Annotated in this window: 19 protein-coding genes; 10 read left to right on the plus strand and 9 right to left on the minus strand. The window is 54.5% G+C overall.

The features are described from left to right. Window positions 1-197: 197 nt before the first annotated feature. The 5 genes from K5L82_RS15020 to K5L82_RS15040 form a co-directional block, all read right to left on the minus strand. The gene (locus K5L82_RS15020) at window positions 198-998 is read right to left on the minus strand and encodes an energy transducer TonB (protein WP_223134692.1); all 801 of its coding nucleotides are present in this window, start codon (window positions 996-998) and stop codon (window positions 198-200) included. Further along, a complete protein-coding gene (locus tag K5L82_RS15025; protein WP_223134693.1) occupies window positions 995-1,405 on the minus strand; it encodes an ExbD/TolR family protein in 411 nt (136 codons plus the stop codon). The genes K5L82_RS15020 and K5L82_RS15025 overlap by 4 nt, the downstream gene beginning before the upstream one ends. Then, window positions 1,402-1,788, minus strand: a complete 387-nt coding sequence (locus K5L82_RS15030) for an ExbD/TolR family protein (RefSeq protein ID WP_223134694.1) — start codon at window positions 1,786-1,788, stop codon at window positions 1,402-1,404. Before K5L82_RS15030 ends, K5L82_RS15025 begins: the two co-directional genes overlap by 4 nt. Continuing rightward, window positions 1,775-2,575, minus strand: a complete 801-nt coding sequence (locus tag K5L82_RS15035) for a MotA/TolQ/ExbB proton channel family protein (protein ID WP_223134695.1) — start codon at window positions 2,573-2,575, stop codon at window positions 1,775-1,777. Before K5L82_RS15035 ends, K5L82_RS15030 begins: the two co-directional genes overlap by 14 nt. 105 nt (window positions 2,576-2,680) lie before the next feature. Next, window positions 2,681-3,433, minus strand: coding sequence for a sulfite exporter TauE/SafE family protein (locus K5L82_RS15040; RefSeq protein ID WP_223134696.1), 753 nt, complete (start codon window positions 3,431-3,433; stop codon window positions 2,681-2,683). A 96-nt stretch (window positions 3,434-3,529) separates the two neighbouring features. Between K5L82_RS15040 and K5L82_RS15045 the strand changes: the two genes are divergently transcribed. The 5 genes from K5L82_RS15045 (at window position 3,530) to K5L82_RS15065 (ending at window position 8,427) form a co-directional block, all read left to right on the plus strand. Continuing rightward, on the plus strand, window positions 3,530-5,017 hold the full coding sequence (locus K5L82_RS15045; protein ID WP_223134697.1) for an amidase: 1,488 nt from the start codon (window positions 3,530-3,532) through the stop codon (window positions 5,015-5,017). Between the two features lie 142 nt (window positions 5,018-5,159). Then, on the plus strand, window positions 5,160-5,768 hold the full coding sequence (locus K5L82_RS15050) for a hypothetical protein (protein WP_223134698.1): 609 nt from the start codon (window positions 5,160-5,162) through the stop codon (window positions 5,766-5,768). Between the two features lie 153 nt (window positions 5,769-5,921). Beyond that, window positions 5,922-6,929, plus strand: coding sequence for a methionine ABC transporter ATP-binding protein (locus K5L82_RS15055; protein ID WP_223134699.1), 1,008 nt, complete (start codon window positions 5,922-5,924; stop codon window positions 6,927-6,929). Continuing rightward, a complete protein-coding gene (locus K5L82_RS15060; RefSeq protein ID WP_133006829.1) occupies window positions 6,929-7,606 on the plus strand; it encodes a methionine ABC transporter permease in 678 nt (225 codons plus the stop codon). Before K5L82_RS15055 ends, K5L82_RS15060 begins: the two co-directional genes overlap by 1 nt. A gap of 38 nt (window positions 7,607-7,644) precedes the next feature. Then, on the plus strand, window positions 7,645-8,427 hold the full coding sequence (locus K5L82_RS15065; RefSeq protein WP_223134700.1) for a MetQ/NlpA family ABC transporter substrate-binding protein: 783 nt from the start codon (window positions 7,645-7,647) through the stop codon (window positions 8,425-8,427). Window positions 8,428-8,505: 78 nt separating this feature from the next. Here the strand turns inward: K5L82_RS15065 and K5L82_RS15070 are convergent, their stop codons facing one another. Then, window positions 8,506-9,159: a peroxiredoxin gene (locus K5L82_RS15070; RefSeq protein WP_223134701.1), complete on the minus strand. Its 654-nt coding sequence runs from the start codon at window positions 9,157-9,159 to the stop codon at window positions 8,506-8,508. A gap of 178 nt (window positions 9,160-9,337) precedes the next feature. Further along, on the minus strand, window positions 9,338-10,699 hold the full coding sequence (locus K5L82_RS15075; RefSeq protein WP_223134702.1) for an alanine/glycine:cation symporter family protein: 1,362 nt from the start codon (window positions 10,697-10,699) through the stop codon (window positions 9,338-9,340). Between the two features lie 198 nt (window positions 10,700-10,897). On the opposite strand from K5L82_RS15075, the gene K5L82_RS15080 reads away from it, so the two are divergent. Then, the gene (locus tag K5L82_RS15080) at window positions 10,898-11,329 is read left to right on the plus strand and encodes a CBS domain-containing protein (protein WP_223134703.1); all 432 of its coding nucleotides are present in this window, start codon (window positions 10,898-10,900) and stop codon (window positions 11,327-11,329) included. 293 nt (window positions 11,330-11,622) lie between these two features. After that, the gene (locus tag K5L82_RS15085) at window positions 11,623-12,603 is read left to right on the plus strand and encodes a GGDEF domain-containing protein (RefSeq protein WP_223134704.1); all 981 of its coding nucleotides are present in this window, start codon (window positions 11,623-11,625) and stop codon (window positions 12,601-12,603) included. Between the two features lie 34 nt (window positions 12,604-12,637). Here the strand turns inward: K5L82_RS15085 and K5L82_RS15090 are convergent, their stop codons facing one another. Beyond that, the gene (locus K5L82_RS15090) at window positions 12,638-14,032 is read right to left on the minus strand and encodes an MATE family efflux transporter (protein WP_223134705.1); all 1,395 of its coding nucleotides are present in this window, start codon (window positions 14,030-14,032) and stop codon (window positions 12,638-12,640) included. Between the two features lie 171 nt (window positions 14,033-14,203). On the opposite strand from K5L82_RS15090, the gene K5L82_RS15095 reads away from it, so the two are divergent. The 3 genes from K5L82_RS15095 (at window position 14,204) to K5L82_RS15105 (ending at window position 18,291) form a co-directional block, all read left to right on the plus strand. Continuing rightward, a complete protein-coding gene (locus K5L82_RS15095) occupies window positions 14,204-15,076 on the plus strand; it encodes a carboxylate/amino acid/amine transporter (protein ID WP_223134706.1) in 873 nt (290 codons plus the stop codon). An 87-nt stretch (window positions 15,077-15,163) separates the two neighbouring features. Then, on the plus strand, window positions 15,164-16,738 hold the full coding sequence (locus tag K5L82_RS15100; protein ID WP_223134707.1) for a methyl-accepting chemotaxis protein: 1,575 nt from the start codon (window positions 15,164-15,166) through the stop codon (window positions 16,736-16,738). A 170-nt stretch (window positions 16,739-16,908) separates the two neighbouring features. Next, complete coding sequence (locus tag K5L82_RS15105) at window positions 16,909-18,291, plus strand: sodium-dependent transporter (protein WP_133006820.1); 1,383 nt, start codon at window positions 16,909-16,911, stop codon at window positions 18,289-18,291. 95 nt (window positions 18,292-18,386) lie between these two features. On the opposite strand, the gene K5L82_RS15110 is transcribed toward K5L82_RS15105, so the two are convergent. Beyond that, complete coding sequence (locus K5L82_RS15110; RefSeq protein WP_133006819.1) at window positions 18,387-18,965, minus strand: QsdR family transcriptional regulator; 579 nt, start codon at window positions 18,963-18,965, stop codon at window positions 18,387-18,389. Between the last annotated feature and the right edge of the window lie 42 nt (window positions 18,966-19,007).

The raw sequence follows: 19,007 nt of genomic DNA on the forward strand, positions 1-19,007 counted from the left end.
ATGGTCCTTTGGGTAATCCCTGGACGCGATTATAGATTACAAGGACCGTGCCAGATTAGTTAATCAGTTCAAAAACAATGATTTGTGGCGTTTGTCGGTGGCGTAGGCAATTGGCTAGGCAAGTGATTGCTTAGAGGGTGGGCGAACACTTGCTGATCAGGCGAAAAGTTGCCCGCGCCGATCGACGGGGAGTGGAGTCAGCGCAGCTGGAAGCGAACCGGTAATGCATAGGTGAAGCTTTCGCCGCGCATTTCCGCGGGAACTTTCGGTAAGGGCGCAGCCTTAGCCAACATTTGCATCGCTGCGTCATCCAATAGGGTGTGACCGGAACTGTCGCGCAGCGAGTGGTCAACTAGCGAACCATCCCTACGGAACTCGAATACCACAACCGGAGCGCCCTGCTGACCGAGGCGGCGCGCTCTTCTGGGGTAGTTGTAGTAGCGGGCCAAGTGCTGGCTGAGTTTATTAAGATAACTCTGAATTTCTGACGCACTGCCTGCTGTTTGAAGTGGCACAGATGTCTGTTGTTGTTCGGCTTGGCCTTCTTCGCCAGAAGACACTGCAGCTTCTGTGGTTGGTGCTTTCGCGGTTTCCGGTTCTGATGTTTCAACCGGGGCTGGCACAGGCTCCGGATCCGGATCGACAATGGGCTCTGGCTCTGGCTCTGGCTCTGGCTCTGGCTCTGGCTCTGGCTCTGGCTCTGGCTCTGGCTCTGGCTCTGGCTCTGGTTCTGGCTCTGGCTCTGGTTCTGGCTTTGGGTTCGGTTCAGGTTTGGCGACCGGCTTGGGAGCGGGGGACGGCTCGGGCTCAGCAACAGGCTCCGGGGTATGGCGGCCAGCCAGGCTGATTTTAATGGCCGGGGCGGAATTTACCGCGTTGTCTCCCAGTGTGGGGAGTTGCAGTGGTTTGTTAGGCACTGCGAGCGCCAAGGCGGCCACCGTGGTGCAAAGGGCAATCACCAGGAACAGAGCTTTGAGGCCTTTGGGTGGCGTGTTCATGTGCCCGGCTCCGTTAATAACAGCACTTCCGTGTAGCCCCCATCTTCCAGCAGCCGCAACAAGCGCTCCAGATCGTCCATTGTGAGGCTTTGGTCTGCCGCGAGTTTCAGAGGTTCCGAAGCGTTTGGTTCCGGTAGTGCTGCCAGCAATGTGTCTTCCGTGAGTGTGTTGCCGCTGACCTGCCACTGGCCGCCGGCTTTCACAATTAGATCAGCCTCCGGTGCCTGTTGTTGTGCAGATTGAGCGCCGCCGGGTAATTCCGGTAGAGGTTCGTCGGTTAGCTGCCCGGCCACAATGAAGAACATCAGCAAAAGAAAGACTAGGTTGATTAACGGCAACAGTGCATCTTCAACCCGGTCCAGCAGACCTTTTCCAGACGTGGACGGTGGTGGTACCAGCGCGTTCATGGGGTTTCACGCTTCCAGTGAGCGGTAATGCCCGCGTGATCGAGAGCGCTTAAGGTGCTTGTGAAATTGGCCAATGCGGAATCAGGCGCGGCGGCCAGATTAGCTTCATTGACGCCGGCTGCCTTCAGCGCTGGCAACAATTCCGACAGTGAGTACTGACTTTCTTGCCACTTAACCGAGCCGCCTGCGGATATCAGAAGCTCCGGCAAGGGCTCGCCTGCAGCGTTCTGGCGGTCTTTGGTGCTGTTGGCCAACTCAAGATGATCCAGTGGCATCAGCCGAGTGGTCAGCATGAAAAATACCAACAAAATAAACACCACATCAATCAGAGGTGTAATCCGAATGGGCATTGGCCGGCTAGGCCGGGGATCAACCAGCTGCATGGGCAAAGCGCGGGTTGTTGTCGAAATTAGTGGGCGAGTGGTTTGACTCTTCTACGGGTGCTTCCGCTTTTTTGAGCTCGGGTTGAGTCGCATCAGCAGTGGTAACGTTGCCGTCAGCCGGCATCACGTTAAACACACTCACTAATGCACTGTTGATGGTTTTGTGGATCCGGCGCAAGCGAAACTCGATCCATGCAGCCAGTGCTGCAAAAGGAATTGCCACCACCAACCCGGCTGCGGTTGTCGCCAACGCTTCGTAAATGCCCCCGCTCAGCTGGCTGGCGTTGGCCCGGCCCTCGGTAGCGGCCATCGCACTGAAGGCTTCCATCATCCCCATAACCGTGCCGAGCAGCCCCAGAAGAGGTGCAAGTGCGGCAATCACTTCAATGATTTTAAGGGGGGCTTCAAAGGGTTCCAGCGAGTTCTGGGCATCCCGTACCGCGGTTTCCCGTACCGCCGCGATGTTGGTGCCGGACTGGCAAGCCGACATGGTATTGACCAGCAGGTGCATCAATGGATTAGCGCGCCCCAAGCGGCCCGCATCGGCACGGGTGGCTTCTACCCGGGTATCGGAGGGGGCTTGCTGCCAGTGTGCAACGAGTTGCTGCAATGGCTTGGTAAACCGGGGCGTGTAAAACGCGCCGAACAACATAAGATAGAGAAAGGTAGCCACGCCGATAAACGCAATAGCGATCAAAACGACCATCACAGGGCCGCCCATGCTGATTAGCTCGGCAAGGGGGCCATTATCGGTTAGGGCGGATAGAGTGCCTTGGGATGAAAACATACGTGCTGCCCGATCAATGGATAATTGATCGAAATGGTAATGATTATCAATTGAATTGCAAGTTACAATTCCGGAGAGTTCAGGTGGCTATAAGCGGCCCCTTGATCATCCAGTGGCCGCTTGCCACAACAGTCTCAGCGCCAGTAAGGTGAGTACCACATTGAAGGCGGTGCTGAACCAGCGGTTGCTCATGGTTTTCAAGATATGAAGCCCAATCCAGGTACCCGCGAAGCCGCAGGTAATCATGGCGAGGATGAACGGCAGCCAATCGGAAAAAACAAAACCGGTAAAGCCGAATATGAGCGCTTTTGGGGCGTGTTGCAGGGTCATCGCGGTGGCGAATGTCGAGACGGTTTTGAAGCGGTCTTCATGGATCTGTTTGATAAATGCGGCCACAAACGGACCGGTGGCGCCAACAAACAGGCTGATAAAGCTGGTAATGCCGGACGCAATAAAAATGCCGGCAGGGCCGAAAGAGGTTTTTGGCAGCTTTGGCCCCCAGCAGAGATACAGTACAAACACAGCAATGGATAGCTGCCAAAGCTGGGCCGGCATATCGATCAGCAGCCACGCGCCTAGCGCCGCGCCCGCCAGCACGCCGGGGGCAAATGCGAGGATCACGCGCCAGTCTATATGACGCCAGGTTAGCATCGCACGGCCAGAGTTTGAGCCCAGTTGAATCATGCCATGAACAGGAATAATAGCAGCCGCGGGCAACCACGACGCCATTAGCACCAACAGCAATACCCCTCCCCCGGCCCCCAGCATGGCGGTGAGCCCGGAAGTCACGACAGACGCCGCCAACAGGAATAAGGCGACTGCAGGGCTGAGGGCTTCGGGTAGTAGAGTCGGGTCCATGGCGCTCACTTAGGTAATGACGTAAGCTCCTGAGTTTCCGGTTTATACGACAAATGTCCATAGGTCTTTGGGTAGATAACAACAACAGGATTGCCGATGAAACAGTCTGAATATCTGTGCTATGACGCCACGGCCTTGGCGGATTTGATTCGCAGAGGCGAAGTGACATCGCAGGAATTAGTCGAAGCGGCCGTTGAGCGCGCCAATACCGTCAACGGCAAATTGAACGCAATTTGCCAGCCACAGTTCAGTGAAGCGAAGGCGCAATCGTTCCCTGCTGACGGGCCGTTTGCCGGTGTTCCTTTGCTGTTGAAAGATCTGGCTCAGGAACAAGCGGGCTATCCTTGTACCTACGGAAGCCGAGCTTATCGCGACCACGTGCCAGCCCAAGATTCAGAGTTTGTTCGTCGTGCTCGCAAAGGCGGCTTGGTGTTTCTTGGCCGTACTGCGACCCCTGAATTTGGTTTGAAGGCGGTGACGGAGTCAGAGCTTTGGGGTCCTACTCGAAACCCGTGGGATCTGAGCCGAACGCCCGGTGGCTCCAGTGGTGGTTCCGGTGCAGCGGTTGCTGCCGGCATTGTGCCGATGGCGGGCGCCAACGATGGTGGAGGTTCGATTCGCATACCCGCCGCTTACAACGGATTGTTTGGTCTGAAGCCCTCTCGGGGGCGCATTTCGCCGGGGCCCAATGTGGGAGAAGCCTGGACAGGCGCCTCTGCAGACCATGTAGTGACCCGCACGGTACGGGATAGCGCGGCCATGCTGGATGTTCTGGCTGGCCCGGCCAGCGGCGACCCGTTTCGAATTCCCGAGCCGGAAATGCCATGGCTTAAGTCGATGCAGCAATCGCCGGGTAAACTGAAAATTGGTGTATTTACGGCATCGCCCTACGACACCGACGTTGCTCCGGAGTGCGTGGCGGCGGTAGAAGAAACCGCCCGCCTGCTGGAAGGTATGGGGCACGAAGTGGAGTACGCCCGCCCCGAGTTTGACGGACTGGCCTTGGCCCGTTGTTACCTCTCGTTGTACTTCGGCGAGGTCTCGGTGATGGCCCAGCGCGCTAAAGAACGCTATGGCGCGACCGACAAAGAATTTGAGCTGGATACTCGCCTGCTGGCGATGCTGGGCAACACCATGCCGTTGCCCGACTACGTCGCGCGGCGGCAACAGTGGAATGACTTTTCCCGTGCGCTGGGGGCTTATTTCGATCGGTTTGATCTGTATTTGTGCCCCACAGCCGGACAGCTTCCCGCCAAAATTGGTGAGCTCGATACTCCGGCGCATCTGAAAGTTGCCGGGAAACTGATGTTGGCTCTGAAGGCCGGTAAGTGGGTGCATCGCAGCGGTCAGGTTGACCAGATTGCAATGGAAAGCCTGGCTCGTACCCCGTTCACCCAGTTGGGTAACCTCACCGGCACGCCTGCCATGTCGGTGCCGATGCACTGGACTCAAAGCGGCCTGCCTGTTGGCGTGCAGTTTGGTGCCGCGCACGGTGGAGAAGCACGTTTGCTTCAGCTCGCAGCCCAGTTAGAAGAGGTCAATCCGTGGTTTGATAACTACGAGCGGTTAAACAACGCGTTCTGACTTGCCCAGATGTATTTGGGCGCAGGGTTGAGATCTGCGCCCAAGCCCCCACGTTTATCTTTTCTTCAGTGAACACGCTATGCTGTAAGTCAGGGGTCAGGTCCCCTGACCACTCTGATGGCATCGAGGAGGCGAGCATCTTATGAACCAATCGATGGCAATCGACGATCTGGTATCCGTAGCACAGGCGGAAGCTATGGGGGAGTTAGATGCCCCGATGATGGCGATCGTGTTGTCCAGTGACCAAAGCTATGACCTACCCATCCAATCTCTGGAGACCGATGCCGACAAGGCCCGTTGGGGATTGATTCTGCGGGCTGCGCGAGAACACGTAGAGGCTGATGCGGTTGCTGTACTGTACCCGGCCTGGACAACGGTTCGGCGTAAACCCACCGAAGAGCAAGCTGTGGAAGCGGCAGTCGACGATGAAGAGCACCCGGAGGACGACGCTGGCCCCATCGACACTTTGTTTGTGCAACTGCACACGCGGGAGCGCATCTATTGGCGAGGTTTTGAGCAAATCAGGGACCCCCGGCACCAGCGCATCATCGGTTTTCGACGGATCAAGGCGTTATCATCCGACTACGATCGGGACAGCGCCCCCAACATTGCGGCATGGCTGAATACCCTGTTTGAGCCTTTGCCTGATGAGGGCGAAGAAACGGCGATCGATCGCGAGCTGGCAGATCTGCTGGAAGAGCCAGAGGTCAGTGCCGCACTTTACCCCAGGCAGTTGCGTTCCTTGCACTGATGCGGGTGAACGCCTCACGCTACGGGTAAGGGCAACTACCCACAAACGGCCCTTGGACAGTGGTTCGGGTTTGGCCGCCGAATACGTTATAATCGGCGGCTTTCACTCTGCCCCACGACGCTTTGACGAAAGCGCTTATCCAAGGCACTGACCATGATTGTATTTGACGAGGTAAGGAAGTCGTACCAGGTAGGTGGCCGGGACATTCCCGCGTTGCGCCCGACCAGTATGACCATAGAAACCGGTGAAGTTTTTGGCATTGTTGGCCACTCCGGCGCAGGCAAATCTACACTGATTCGATTGATTAACAAGCTCGAGCCTGTATCCGGTGGCCGCATTCTGATTGAAGGCGAAGACATTACCGGCTATTCCGCCGCGGAACTGCGTGCTTTTCGCCGCAAAGTTGGGATGATATTCCAGCATTTTAATCTGCTGTCCTCGAAGACGGTTGCCGATAACATCGCGTTTCCGATGAAATTGGCCGGCATTTATAGCAAAACCGAGATCAGGGAACGGGTCGAAGAGCTACTGGCCCGGGTGAGCTTGAGCGATCACGCCAATAAATACCCTTCGCAGTTGTCTGGCGGCCAGAAACAACGAGTGGGCATTGCGCGCGCGTTGGCTTGCCGCCCGACCGTGTTGTTGTGCGACGAAGCAACCAGTGCATTGGACCCCCAAACCACTCAGTCTGTATTGAAGTTGCTGGCCGATATCAACAAAGAGCTGGGCCTGACTATCGTACTGATTACCCACGAGATGGATGTGGTACGCCGGGTGTGTGACCGGGTCGCCGTGATGGATGCCGGGCGTGTGGTTGAAATGGGGCCGGTCAGCGAAGTGTTTTTGCACCCCCAACACCCGACCACCCGGGATTTTGTATTGGAAAGTGAGAGCATCGACGGCGATGAGCTGCAGGAAAACCTGCAGAAAGCGGATGGCCGAATCCTACGCCTGACCTTCAAGGGCGAATCGACCTACAAACCTCTATTGGGTAGCGTAGCCCGACAGTCCGGTGTTGATTTTAGCATCTTGTCGGGGCGCATCGACCATATTAAAGACACTCCCTATGGCCAGCTGACTCTCTCACTGATCGGCGGCGATGTTGAGGTGGCGTTGAAAGCGCTCGAAGCCGCAGATGTACACGTGGAGGTGGTGCGCTGATGGAAGCTTTAATGGAAAGCCTGATGGGCAACGTCGACTGGGCCGAGATTGGTATTGCCAGCTGGGACACCCTGGTGATGGTGGGCATGTCGCTGCTGTTCAGTGTGCTGATTGGCCTGCCGATCGGAGTGCTGCTGTTTTTGTTCGGCAAGCGTCAGTTGCTTGAACAGCCGGTGGCCTACGCGGTGTTGTCGTTTGTGGTCAACGTACTACGGTCAGTGCCGTTTATCATTCTGTTGATCGTGATGATTCCGTTCACGGTGATGTTGATAGGCACCTCCTTGGGCGTGGCTGGCGCGATCCCGCCTTTGGTGGCAGGTGGTGCGCCGTTCTTTGCCCGCTTGGTTGAAACGTCGCTTCGAGAAGTAGACCGGGGCATTATTGAAGCCACGCAGGCGATGGGCGCAAACATTCGCCAGATCGTATTTGGTGCCTTGCTGCCTGAAGCACTTCCGGGCATCATCGCGGGTATTACTGTTACAGCGATCACATTGGTTTCTTATGCCGCCATGTCGGGTGTTATCGGCGGTGGTGGCTTGGGTGATCTGGCCATTCGATTTGGTTACCAGCGTTTCCAAACCGATGTGATGGTTATTACCGTCGCTCTGCTGGTGATTTTTGTGCAGTTACTGCAAATGGCGGGTGATCGTTTGGTGCTGTATTTCAGTCGTCGGTAATCAAGAATAGTGAGCTTTTAAAGCAGGAGTATGTGTAAATGAACTTGAAGAAAACACTGGTGGCTTTGGCCGCCGCAGCGACTTTTTCAACCGCGGTATCGGCAGAGTCATTGTCTGTAGCCGCGACTCCGGTACCTCACGCCGAGCTGCTGGAATTTGTGAAGCCGGCATTGGCTGAGCAAGGCGTAGAGCTGGATGTGAAAGTGTTCACCGACTACGTTCAGCCAAACATTCAGGTTGACCAGAAGCGGATGGATGCGAACTTCTTCCAGCACCAGCCGTACCTGGATGAATTCAATGACGGCCGTGGCACCAGCCTGGTCACCGTAACAGGCGTTCATGTTGAGCCGTTCGGTGCCTATTCCACTAAGATCGAGTCTCTGGACGATCTGAAAGAAGGTGCGGTTGTGGCTATTCCGAACGACCCTACCAACGGTGGCCGTGCCTTGCTGCTGCTTCAGAAAGCCGGCCTGATCACTTTGAAAGATGAAAGCAAAATCACCGCGACTCCGCGTGACATTGCCGACAATCCGAAAAGTCTGGACTTCAAAGAGCTGGAAGCAGCCACTCTGCCGCGTATCCTGAATCAGGTAGACGTTGCCCTGATCAATACAAACTATGCGTTGGAAGCAGGTCTGAACCCATCTGAAGATGCTCTGATCATTGAAGGTTCAGAGTCTCCCTACGTCAACATTCTGGTTGCTCGTCCGGACAACAAAGACAGCGAAGCTATGCAGAAGTTGGCCAACGCATTGCAATCCGATGCCGTTAAAGACTTCATCATGGAAAAGTATGAGGGCGCGGTTGTTCCGGCATTCTGATCACCGGCAACTGTTTACTCTCAGACATAAAAAAGGGCAGGTATCACCTGCCCTTTTTACGTTTATAGCCCGCAGTGATTAATCACCGCCCCAGTTGGTTTTGGGATCTGGAGTCATCCGCAGGTAAGACTTAACGGCTTTATAGCCTTTCGGGAACCGCTCTTTGATTTCGTCTTCATCTTGAAGCGAGGGCACGATCACGACATCGCCACCTCGTTCCCAGTTACCGGGTGTCGCTACCTTGTGGTCGTCAGTCAGCTGCAGCGAGTCGATCACACGGAGAACTTCGTTGAAGTTCCGGCCAGTTGATGCCGGGTAAGTGATGATCAGGCGAACCTTTTTGTTCGGGTCGATCACGAACAGAGAGCGAACCGTCAGGCTGCTATCCGCATTGGGATGAATCATGTCGTACAGCTCGGAAACCTTGCGATCCTGGTCTGCAATGATCGGGAAGTTCACCTTGCAGCCTTGGGTTTCGTTGATGTCTTTGATCCAATCATGGTGAGAGTCGACCGGGTCAACACTCAGGGCAATTGCTTTCACGTTGCGTTCGGCGAACTTGTCTTTCAGCTTAGCCGTCAGACCCAGTTCGGTTGTGCACACAGGGGTAAAATCGGCCGGGTGCGAGAATAAAACACCCCAGCTGTCTCCTAACCATTCGTGGAAGCGGATAGTGCCTGCACTGGATTCCTGTTCAAAATCCGGTGCGGTATCTCCTAGGCGTAAACTCATGCTTGGTCTCCTTTCACGCATTGTTGTAAAACAGACGTTTTTGGCGGCGCTTGTGCCTGCCAACTGGATAACCCAGTTTATACAAGTAACCATGGAGTCGCAGGGGGCTAAATGCAAGGGGGCTTGATCTACCTCATCTGCAACACCCACTTCCGTGTGGGTGAATTCTTAGTTTGAATCAGTGCGTCCCCTGGCTCATCTGTTTATCGAAATAGTCTTTGGTTAGGCGGAATACCACCGGGCTGAGTAGCAGCAGAGCGATCAGGTTGGGTAGGGCCATCATGGCGTTCAGCGTATCGGCTAGCAGCCAGATGAAGCCCAGATTAACGGTGGCACCGACAGGGATCGCAATGATCCAGACAATCCGATAAGGCACAATTGCTTTTACACCGAACAAAAATTCGATGCTGCGCTCGCCGTAAAAGGACCAACCCAGAATAGTGGTAAAGGCAAAGATCGCCAGTGCGATGGCCACCATGTAATTGCCCAGACCCGGAAGACCGGTTTCGAAGGCCAGAGAAGTCAAGGCGGCGCCCGTTTCGCCCGATGTCCAAACGCCGGACGTGATAATCACCAAGCCGGTAATGCTGCACACAATGATGGTGTCGATGAAGGTGCCGAGCATGGCAACCATGCCCTGGCGAACCGGGTCTTTAGTTTGCGCAGCTGCGTGGGCGATGGGCGCAGAACCCAGGCCCGCCTCGTTGGAGAAGATGCCGCGTGCAACACCAAAACGGATGGCGGCCCAAACAGCTGCGCCGGCAAAGCCACCCTCGGCAGCCGCAGGACTGAAGGCATAGCTGAAAATCAGATCGAACGCTGCGGGAATTTCATGGGCGTTAATGGCGAGAACCACCAGCCCGATCATCACATAAGACACCGCCATGAAGGGTACCAGCGCACTGGCAACCTGACCGATGCGCTTGATGCCGCCGATCAGAACCATACCCACCAGCACCATTAGCACCAGGCCGGTAACCCAGTGTGGAATGCTGAAATTAACTTCCAGCACATCGGCGACTGAGTTTGCTTGCACGGTATTGCCAATGCCGAACGCCGCGACCGAGGCGAAAACAGCGAATAACACACCCAGCCACGCCCACTTTTTACCCAAGCCGTTGCGAATGTAGTACATCGGGCCACCTACGTGAGAGCCGCGTTCATCCACCTCACGGAACCGAACGGCTAGCACAGCTTCGGAATATTTGGTCGCCATGCCCACCAGCGCCGTCAACCACATCCAGAACAACGCACCGGGACCACCCAAAAACACCGCGGTGGCCACGCCGGCGATGTTACCTGTGCCGACGGTCGCCGACAGCGCGGTCATCAGGGCCTGAAATGGCGGAATATCCCCTTCGTCGTCACCGCCGCGAGCACGGCCGTTCCACATCAGGCGGAAACCTGCGCGGAGCTTCATGATGGGCATGAGTTTGAGGCCTAGACTCAGGAATAGGCCAACACCCAAAATCATGACCAACATGGGGGGTCCCCATACCAACCCGTTGATTTCACTTACAAAGTTAGAGATTGCTTCCATGAGGGCTCCCGGTGTTTGCGATGGATTGTGCGGCGGCTTTGGTGTGTTAAGAGATAACTGCTTGAGTTTAGTCGATAATTTCCACCTATGAAATGCTTGGCTGTGACGGTTTCCTATTTCGCAAAGAATTGCCTATGTTTAAAGAGAGGTTTGTCGGTCAGATAAGAGATTCTTTACCGTGATCAAAGGGGGTTGCCGATGCATACATTGAAGGTTTCTGAAGTTATGTGGAACCACATCGAGCCGATTCGGTGCGGGGAACCACTGACCAATGTGGTCAAAACGTTGTTGACCAATCACGTTACCGGATTGCCTGTGGTAGATGCACAGCGACGAGTATTGGGATTTGTGTCTGAACAGGATTGTATTCACGCGCTGTTGGTCAGTAATTATCACAGCGAAGGTGAGCCCAACGTAGACGATGTCATGTTTCGCAACCCAGTGACGGTGAATCCGGATACGTCTGTGGTGGATTTGGCGCAGAATCTGGGCGCGGGCAAACCGAAAGTTTATCCGGTGGTGGAAGACGGTAAACTCGTTGGGGTGGTTACGCGTTCAGCCATATTGGCTCAGTTGGCCAAAGCGGGCCAAACCATGGAGCGGTCTCGGTTTGCGAGCGCGGAAGATTAGCGAACTCGGGTAAATATCCCAAGGCAGGGGTTTTCTGATGACCTGCGCTCCAGACGCAATGCGAACTAGGTTGGTCAAAATTCACATCTTTTATGATGTCGTCAAGAGATACATGCCGTTATTATCGTCGCATGCTCGTTGCCAGTACAATGTAGATCGTTTTAGTGGATACTTTCTGACAATAATGTGTCTTTCGATGCATATTTGTTAAGAATCGTAGTCACTTGACGACCACCGCCCGGACGTACGCTAGGCTCTGGATTCCTCACCACTTTTGCTGGTCACTGCACTGCATGCTCTACCGCCTGAAAAATGATTTCCGGTTGTCCATCGTTACTCTGCTATCGGGCAGTGCGATTCTTGGTATCACCCCTTTTGCCATCATGCGGTTTTTGGATGGCAACTTGCTCGCAGGTTTCATTGATCTCGGCGTTTTGGTGGCTCTTGCCGGAAGCTTGATTTACGCCTGGATAACCCACGATACCTACCGCTCCGGAATTTTTCTCGCCATAGTCTGTTGCTCCGGTGCGGTCGCGGTGGGTATGTGGGTGGGTGAAGTCGGTTTGTTTTGGCTCTACCCTTGTTTGGTGACGACGTTCTTCTTAGCGCCCAGTCGAATTGCGGCGGTTCTCAATCTGGTATCTGTTCTGGCGATGATGACGGTTGAGAGTGCGTTCACCTCCTCTGTGAAAATGTGGACATTCTTTGCCAGCACCACGATTGTGAGTGCCTGTTCTTACGTATTTGCTATGCGCAATAAAGATCAGCGAAATCGCCTTGAGCAGTTGGCGACGATTGATCCATTGACCGGTGTGAAGAATCGCCGATCAATGGATCAGGAGTTGGATATGGCGGCGGCTAATGCAGAACGCACCGGCTTGTCTTATGCTCTGGTGATTCTGGATATTGATTACTTCAAGAAAATTAACGACGAGTATGGTCACGGTGTCGGTGATAACGTCCTGCGTGATTTGGTCGGTTTGATTGAGGAAAATACCCGCCGTACCGACCAGCTGTTCCGGTTTGGTGGGGAAGAGTTTGTGGTGTTGTTTCCGGGATTGGATGAAACCAACTTGAAAACCGTCGTTGCTAACCTTCAGCAGGGATTGCGAAAGTGGCTCAAAGGGCCGGGAGGCCCCGTCACGTCGTCCTTTGGAGTGGCCATGCTGCGTCATGGCGAGAGTGTGGCGAGCTGGTTGTCGCGAGCCGATCACGCACTTTATCAGGCCAAAGAATCCGGCCGTGATCGGGTGGTATATGGCGATGATTTCTGAAGAAATTGTCTGACCCCGACACTTCCCTCGCCTATTAATCTGCCTCCGCCTGCGGTTGGTAGCGGAACAAACGCCATCCCAGGAATACACTGGCGGACGTTAAACCGGCGGTAAGCCCTACCCAGAACCCCGCAGCGCCAAGCGAAGGAGCGATCCAGTCGGTAAACGTCAACACGTATCCCAGCGGCAACCCGACCACCCAAAATGAAAACAGCATGATCAACATGGGTACGCGGGTATCTTTATAGCCCCTCAGAGCACTGATGCAGGTAACCTGGATGACGTCAGCGATCTGGAACATGGCGGCAAAAGAAAGTAACCGAATGGTCACCGCTTGGACCTGTGGATCGTTGGTGTAAAGCGCCGCAATAGAGCCGGAAAAAACGAACAGCAATGTTGCAAACACTAAGGCGACGGCCGAAGCCAGTAATAGCGAGCTGCGTGAGATCAGCCGGGCGCTGTCGGGCGCTCGGGCACCCACCAAAAAACTCACCCTTAACGTGAGGGCCATGCCGATACTGAGCGGTAGCATGAACAGCAACGACACAACGTTCAGAGCGATTTGGTGGCCGGCGACGATCACTGGCCCCAGCGGTGCCAGAAACAGTGCGATCACGGAAAACATGCTGGCTTCGACAAAGATGGTAAAGCCGATAGGCACGCCCAGCTTTAGAATGTAACGAATGCCCGCCATATTGGGCTTAACCCGTTCTGCCAATAGGTGAAACTGCTTGAAGGTTTTGCTGCGATTTAAGTAAATCAGTAGAGCAATGGCCGCAATGCCGTTTGATAACGATGTCGCCCAGCCACAACCCACACCGCCCATGGCGGGAAGACCAAGCTTGCCGTAGATGAAAATGTAGTTAAGCGGCAAGTTAATCAGAGTGCTAAGCACCGAGAACATCATGATGACCCGGGTGTAGCCCAAACCGTCCGTGAGCCCTCGCAGCGCATTCATTAACAGCATGGCGGGAATGCCCCAGGCAAAGGCATTTAGATAGCCTTGGGTGATGAGCGCCGTATCGGTATCCATTTCCAGTAAGGCAAGAACCGGGTGCACGTTGGTTAAAAGCAACGCCATGATGACGGTGCCGCCCAGCGCAATGTAAATGCCCTGCCAGGTTGCAGGCATGATTTTGTTGGTGGTGCGAGCACCGTTGTAGCCGGAAATGATCGGCTGAAGCGCCCCAAGCAGGCCCATGAAAAACAGGAACAGTGGCATCCACAGGCTGCTCCCGATGCCAACGGCCGCCAGGTCCTCGGCACTGGCGTGGCCTGCCATCACGGTGTCGATAACGCCGTTAGCCATTTGCGCCACTTGCGCGATCAAGATAGGCCCGCCGAGCAACGCCAAGGTTTTCCACTCGGTGAGTGTACGGCTCATTAAAGGTTGTCGGGTTTCGGGTAACGGCTGGTGTGACTCGTCCATGGTGCTTAGGGCTTTTGCTGCATGTGTGTGAAAAAGCGAGGTTCAAAAAGAATAGGCAATCTTACTGCATTCATGTGAGCGGCGCTTATACGGAGTTGCACCGCTTGGTGCGCTGCACAATGCGGCTAAAACAAGTAAAGTACGACCCCGGATCTTCTAAGGTATTGCGATATGGTTTTTTTGATTCTCGTGACGGTCTTGTGGGCCTTCTCGTTCAGTTTGATCGGCGAGTTTCTTGCGGGGCAAGTGGATAGTGATTTTGCGGTATTGAGCCGGGTATTATTGGCCTCTTTGGTGTTTCTGCCATTTACGCGTTGGCGCGGTGTGCCGACCGGAATGAAACTCAGCATCATGGCCACCGGTATGCTGCAATTCGGCATCACCTATGTGTGCCTGTACCGTTCCTTCGCCTATCTATCGGTGCCTGAAGTTTTATTGTTTACCATCTTTACGCCTTTATACGTCACGTTGATTGACGATGCATTTTTTCGCCGCTTTTCCCCGATTGCTTTAGTGGCTGCGCTTGTTGCAACCTTGGGAGCAGGCATCATTCGGTACGATGGCTTAAGCGAGGACTTCCTGACCGGCTTTTTATTGCTACAGGTGGCTAACATCGCATTTGCCGCTGGCCAAGTCGGCTATAAACACGTAATGCGGAGGTATCCGTTGGATCTTCCTGGCTATCGCACATTTGGGTACTTCTTTTTTGGTGCGCTGGTGATCGCGTTGCCGTCGTTCCTGGTTTTTGGTAACCCCGACAAGTTACCTGCGACCACACTGCAATGGAGCATTCTTGCATGGTTAGGGCTGGCGGCATCCGGCCTGGGCCTGTATCTCTGGAATCGCGGAGCTTGTGAGGTGGATGCCGGCACGCTGGCGGTGATGAATAACGTGTTGGTGCCCACAGGCTTGTTGGTTAATTTATTGATCTGGAACCGGGACGCGGACCTCGCTCGGCTCGCACTCGGTGGCGCAGTGATCGCGCTTTCACTTTGGGTGAACGCAAGGTTCCACCCTCGTGCACGAATGCAGTTGGCCAGTTAATGTCTGAAAATCAGAGGTTTACTTTGTCGCCACTCAGTGCTTGCTATGCCTGCAACATTTCCACGATATCTCGGGGCGCTTTGTACTATGCGTGAAAATCTACCGGTCACCGATAAAGAAATCGACGTGGCCGCTGGCATGCGGCTGATCAGTACCACCGACCTCAGGGGCGTGATCACCTACTGCAATGATGATTTCGAAACCATCAGCGGGTATCCGCGCGATGAACTGATTGGCCAGCCACACAACCTGATTCGTCACCCCGATATGCCGGTAGCGACCTTTGCCAACATGTGGGGTTACCTGAAAGCGGGTAAAGCCTGGATGGGTGTTGTGAAAAATCGCACCAAGTGCGGTGACTATTACTGGGTTAGCGCTTACGTTACCCCTATATGGGAAGCTGGCGAAAAAGTCGGCTACGAATCGGTACGTGTCGCCACCACCCTGGAGCAGGTCGAACGAACGCAAAAGCTGTATGCACGGCTTTCGGCAGGCCGGATGCCGTCGGCGCGTATCAGCCGCATAATGTCTACGCTGCGCTCAGGCGCTCCATTCATCGTATCATTAGGGCTTACGTTGCTGGCGTTACAGCTGACGTCGCCTGTGTGGGCCGTGGTTGTTGCTACTCTGGGGCATGGTTTGGCGGCGTGGTGGATGTATGGTTCGGTGACCAAACGCCTGAAAAGCGTTCTGGGGCTTCGAAAAGACGCGTTTCAGGATCCGTTGATTGCTCAGACCTACTCCAGCGAGCAAGGGCTTTTTTCGAGGCTGTCTTTGGTATTGGTGAGCGAGGAAGCGCGTTTGCGGACGGCGCTGGCCAGAATTGATGATCAGGCTGAGTATTTGAACGATCAGGCGCAGGCTTCACGCACCTTTATTACTGACGGCGCCGGGGCTATTGCTCGTCAGCGCGCTGAAACGGATCAGACAGCGTCAGCGATCAATGAAATGACCGCCTCCATTCAGGAAGTGGCTTCGGCCGTCAACGACAATGCCCAAGAAGCCGAGCAGGCGAATCGTCTGGCCCATGACGGCAGTGCGCGCAGTACCGAAGCTCTGGCAGCCATTGAGCAATTGGTTGATCGGGTTGGCAGTATTGGTGCCTCGGTTAGTCGTTTGGGCGAGTCTACTCAAACCATTGGCGAAGCAGCTAATCTGATTTCAGACATCGCTGATCAAACCAACCTGCTTGCGCTGAATGCGGCGATTGAAGCGGCGCGAGCCGGAGAACAAGGGCGTGGCTTCGCCGTGGTCGCCGATGAAGTACGTTCTTTGGCTCAGCGCACGCGAGAGTCTACGGTTAAGATTCAGGAAGTCATCGAAAGTTTTCGAGCTCAGGTCGAAGAAACCAATGAGGCCGTTCGGGCCGGTGAGGCCATCGCGGGTGACGGGCTGAGCAAAGTCCAAGGCGCAGTTGGTGCGCTGAATGCGATTGTCAGCTCCGTTGATTCCATTTCTGACAGTTTCATCACGATGTCGGCGGCGTTCGAAGAGCAGAGCCAGGTATCCGATGAAATTAATCAACAGATTGTGAACATTGCAGGTCTGGCGGATCAGAGTGACGAGCAGGCGGAAGCCGCTCGGAGCAGTAGTGACAAACTGAGTACTATGGCTCACGGTTTGAAAGACTTGGTTGCCCGTTTTATCGATAAAACCCGTTAAACATCGGTAGTTTGAGAAGAATAAGTGGGCGCCTTCGAGCGCTCCTCAAAAGGCCAGCACTGGCATCATGTCGCCAGTGCTGGCAGAATTCTGCACCAACTGCGACGGTACCTTAAACCGGCGTGCATAAATTGTAGTTTCCTCAGCCAAAAGCACAGGAAGAAAAACACATGACACAGTCTAACTCCGCAGCTGGTTCGCGCGGACTTTGGTCGTCAAGACTCGCGTTTATTCTGGCGGCGACCGGGTCAGCCGTCGGCCTGGGTAACGTTTGGAAGTTCCCGTATGTAACCGGTGAGAACGGTGGCGGTGCCTTTGTACTGGTATACCTACTTTGTATTTTCATTATCGGTATCCCCATTATGATGGCGGAAGTGTTTATCGGTCGAAATGGCCGTCATAACCCGATCGCCAGTTTCCGTCTGGTGGCAGAGCGCAACCTCGCGTCTCCAGCCTGGCGGATATCTGCGATTGTCGGCATGTTCGCTGCGTTTATTATTCTGTCATTCTATTCGGTGATCGGTGGCTGGGCCGCTTCCTACATCGGCCATTCTGCTATGGGCGATTTCACTGGCGGCACCGCTGAAACCGTTGGCAAGCTGTTCGGCGATCTTTTAGCCAGCCCGGTGCAGCTATTGGCGTGGCACACCTTGTTTATGGCCCTGGTGGTATTTGTTGTGTCCCGCGGTTTGAAAGGCGGTCTGGAGCGTGCGGTTACTATTCTGATGCCAGCCTTGTTCGTGTTGTTGCTGGTTGTGGTTGGTTATGCAACCACAACCGGCCATTTCGGCGAGGCAGTCAGCTTCCTGTTCACTCCGAATTTTGAGGCGCTGACTGTTAAAGGTGTACTGGTCGCACTTGGCCATGCCTTCTTCACGTTGAGTTTGGGTATGGCCATCATGATGGCGTATGGCTCGTATTTGAGTCGTGATGTACCCATTGGCCGTACCGCCGTGAGCGTTGCTTTGATGGACACGGTGGTTGCCCTGTTGGCCGGTTTGGCCATTTTCCCCGTGGTGTTTGCCAACGGTCTGGAAGCGGGTGCCGGCCCTGGTCTGATTTTCCAAACGCTGCCGCTTGCCTTCGGCAACATGCCGATGGGTGGTCTGTTTGGCACTCTGTTCTTCGTGCTGCTGCTGTTTGCAGCTTGGACATCCGGTATCTCGCTGCTAGAGCCTGTGGTTGAGTGGGTTGAGGAAAAAACCGAGATGGGTCGTACGTTCAGTGCGATTCTGGCCGGTGGTGCGTGTTGGGCGCTGGGCATTGTGTCCATTTTGTCCCTGAACGTTTGGTCAGATGTCACGCCGCTGGGCATGTTTGCCGCGTTTGAGGGCAAAACTATGTTCGACCTGCTGGACTATTTCACAGCGAACATCATGCTGCCGCTATCCGGTTTGCTGACCGCTCTGTTTGTGGGTTGGTTTGTAACCAAGGAAACACTGCAGTCTGATCTAGTGATGAAAGGCGCTGCCTTTACGCTTTGGCACGTGCTGATTCGCTATGTCACGCCAGTCGCTGTTGTGATTGTGTTTGTCTACAACCTGATGGGTTAACAAGCACTAGTCTGATAAAAGAAAACCCGGCGCTGAGAACAGCGCCGGGTTTTTTTGTGTCTGCTCAAATGACGTTGGTTCGAGCGTGCAGCGGGCTAAACTTTTCCACCGAGCAAAATCCGTACGGCCGTGCAGGCGTCTTCCAGCTCCTCTTCTCTGGGTTCGCGGCCGCCGATAATGTCACTGTAAAGACAGGACTCCGCGATGCGAACCATGAAGTACGACAAGCTCTGAATGTTCATGGGCGGAGTCAGGTGCCCGGTGCGTATTTCATCCTTCAGTAAGCGGGTATTCACTTCTACGGTTCGGGCGTGCAGCGTGGAGTGCGACGAGGTGAGCATCTTCAAGGCGTATTCCGGGTCTTGATGCAGGAACTTTCGCAGTGGTGAGAAATGCAGAATGGTGATGTTGATATGACGAAACACACCAACCACGTAATCAACGCCATGCCCGGGGGTTATCTCGCGAGCTTCTTTGTACAGAGGTTCGTAAAGCGACCATAAAATTTCACCAATCAGCAGATCACGATTGCCCACCCAGCGGAACAGGGTCGCACGGCCGATACCTAAGTCGTCGGCAAGGGCGGCAAGGCTGATCTTTTCCCCTTTTAACCACATTCTTCGAGCCCGTTTGAAGGCATCGATAGGGGTTTTTTTAATGGTTGATTCGGTCACTTTGAACTCTTTGGTAAATGTGATTCCATTCTAGCGGTTGCA

This window comes from Marinobacter sp. AL4B (genome assembly GCF_019916045.1).
GTDB lineage: Bacteria > Pseudomonadota > Gammaproteobacteria > Pseudomonadales > Oleiphilaceae > Marinobacter.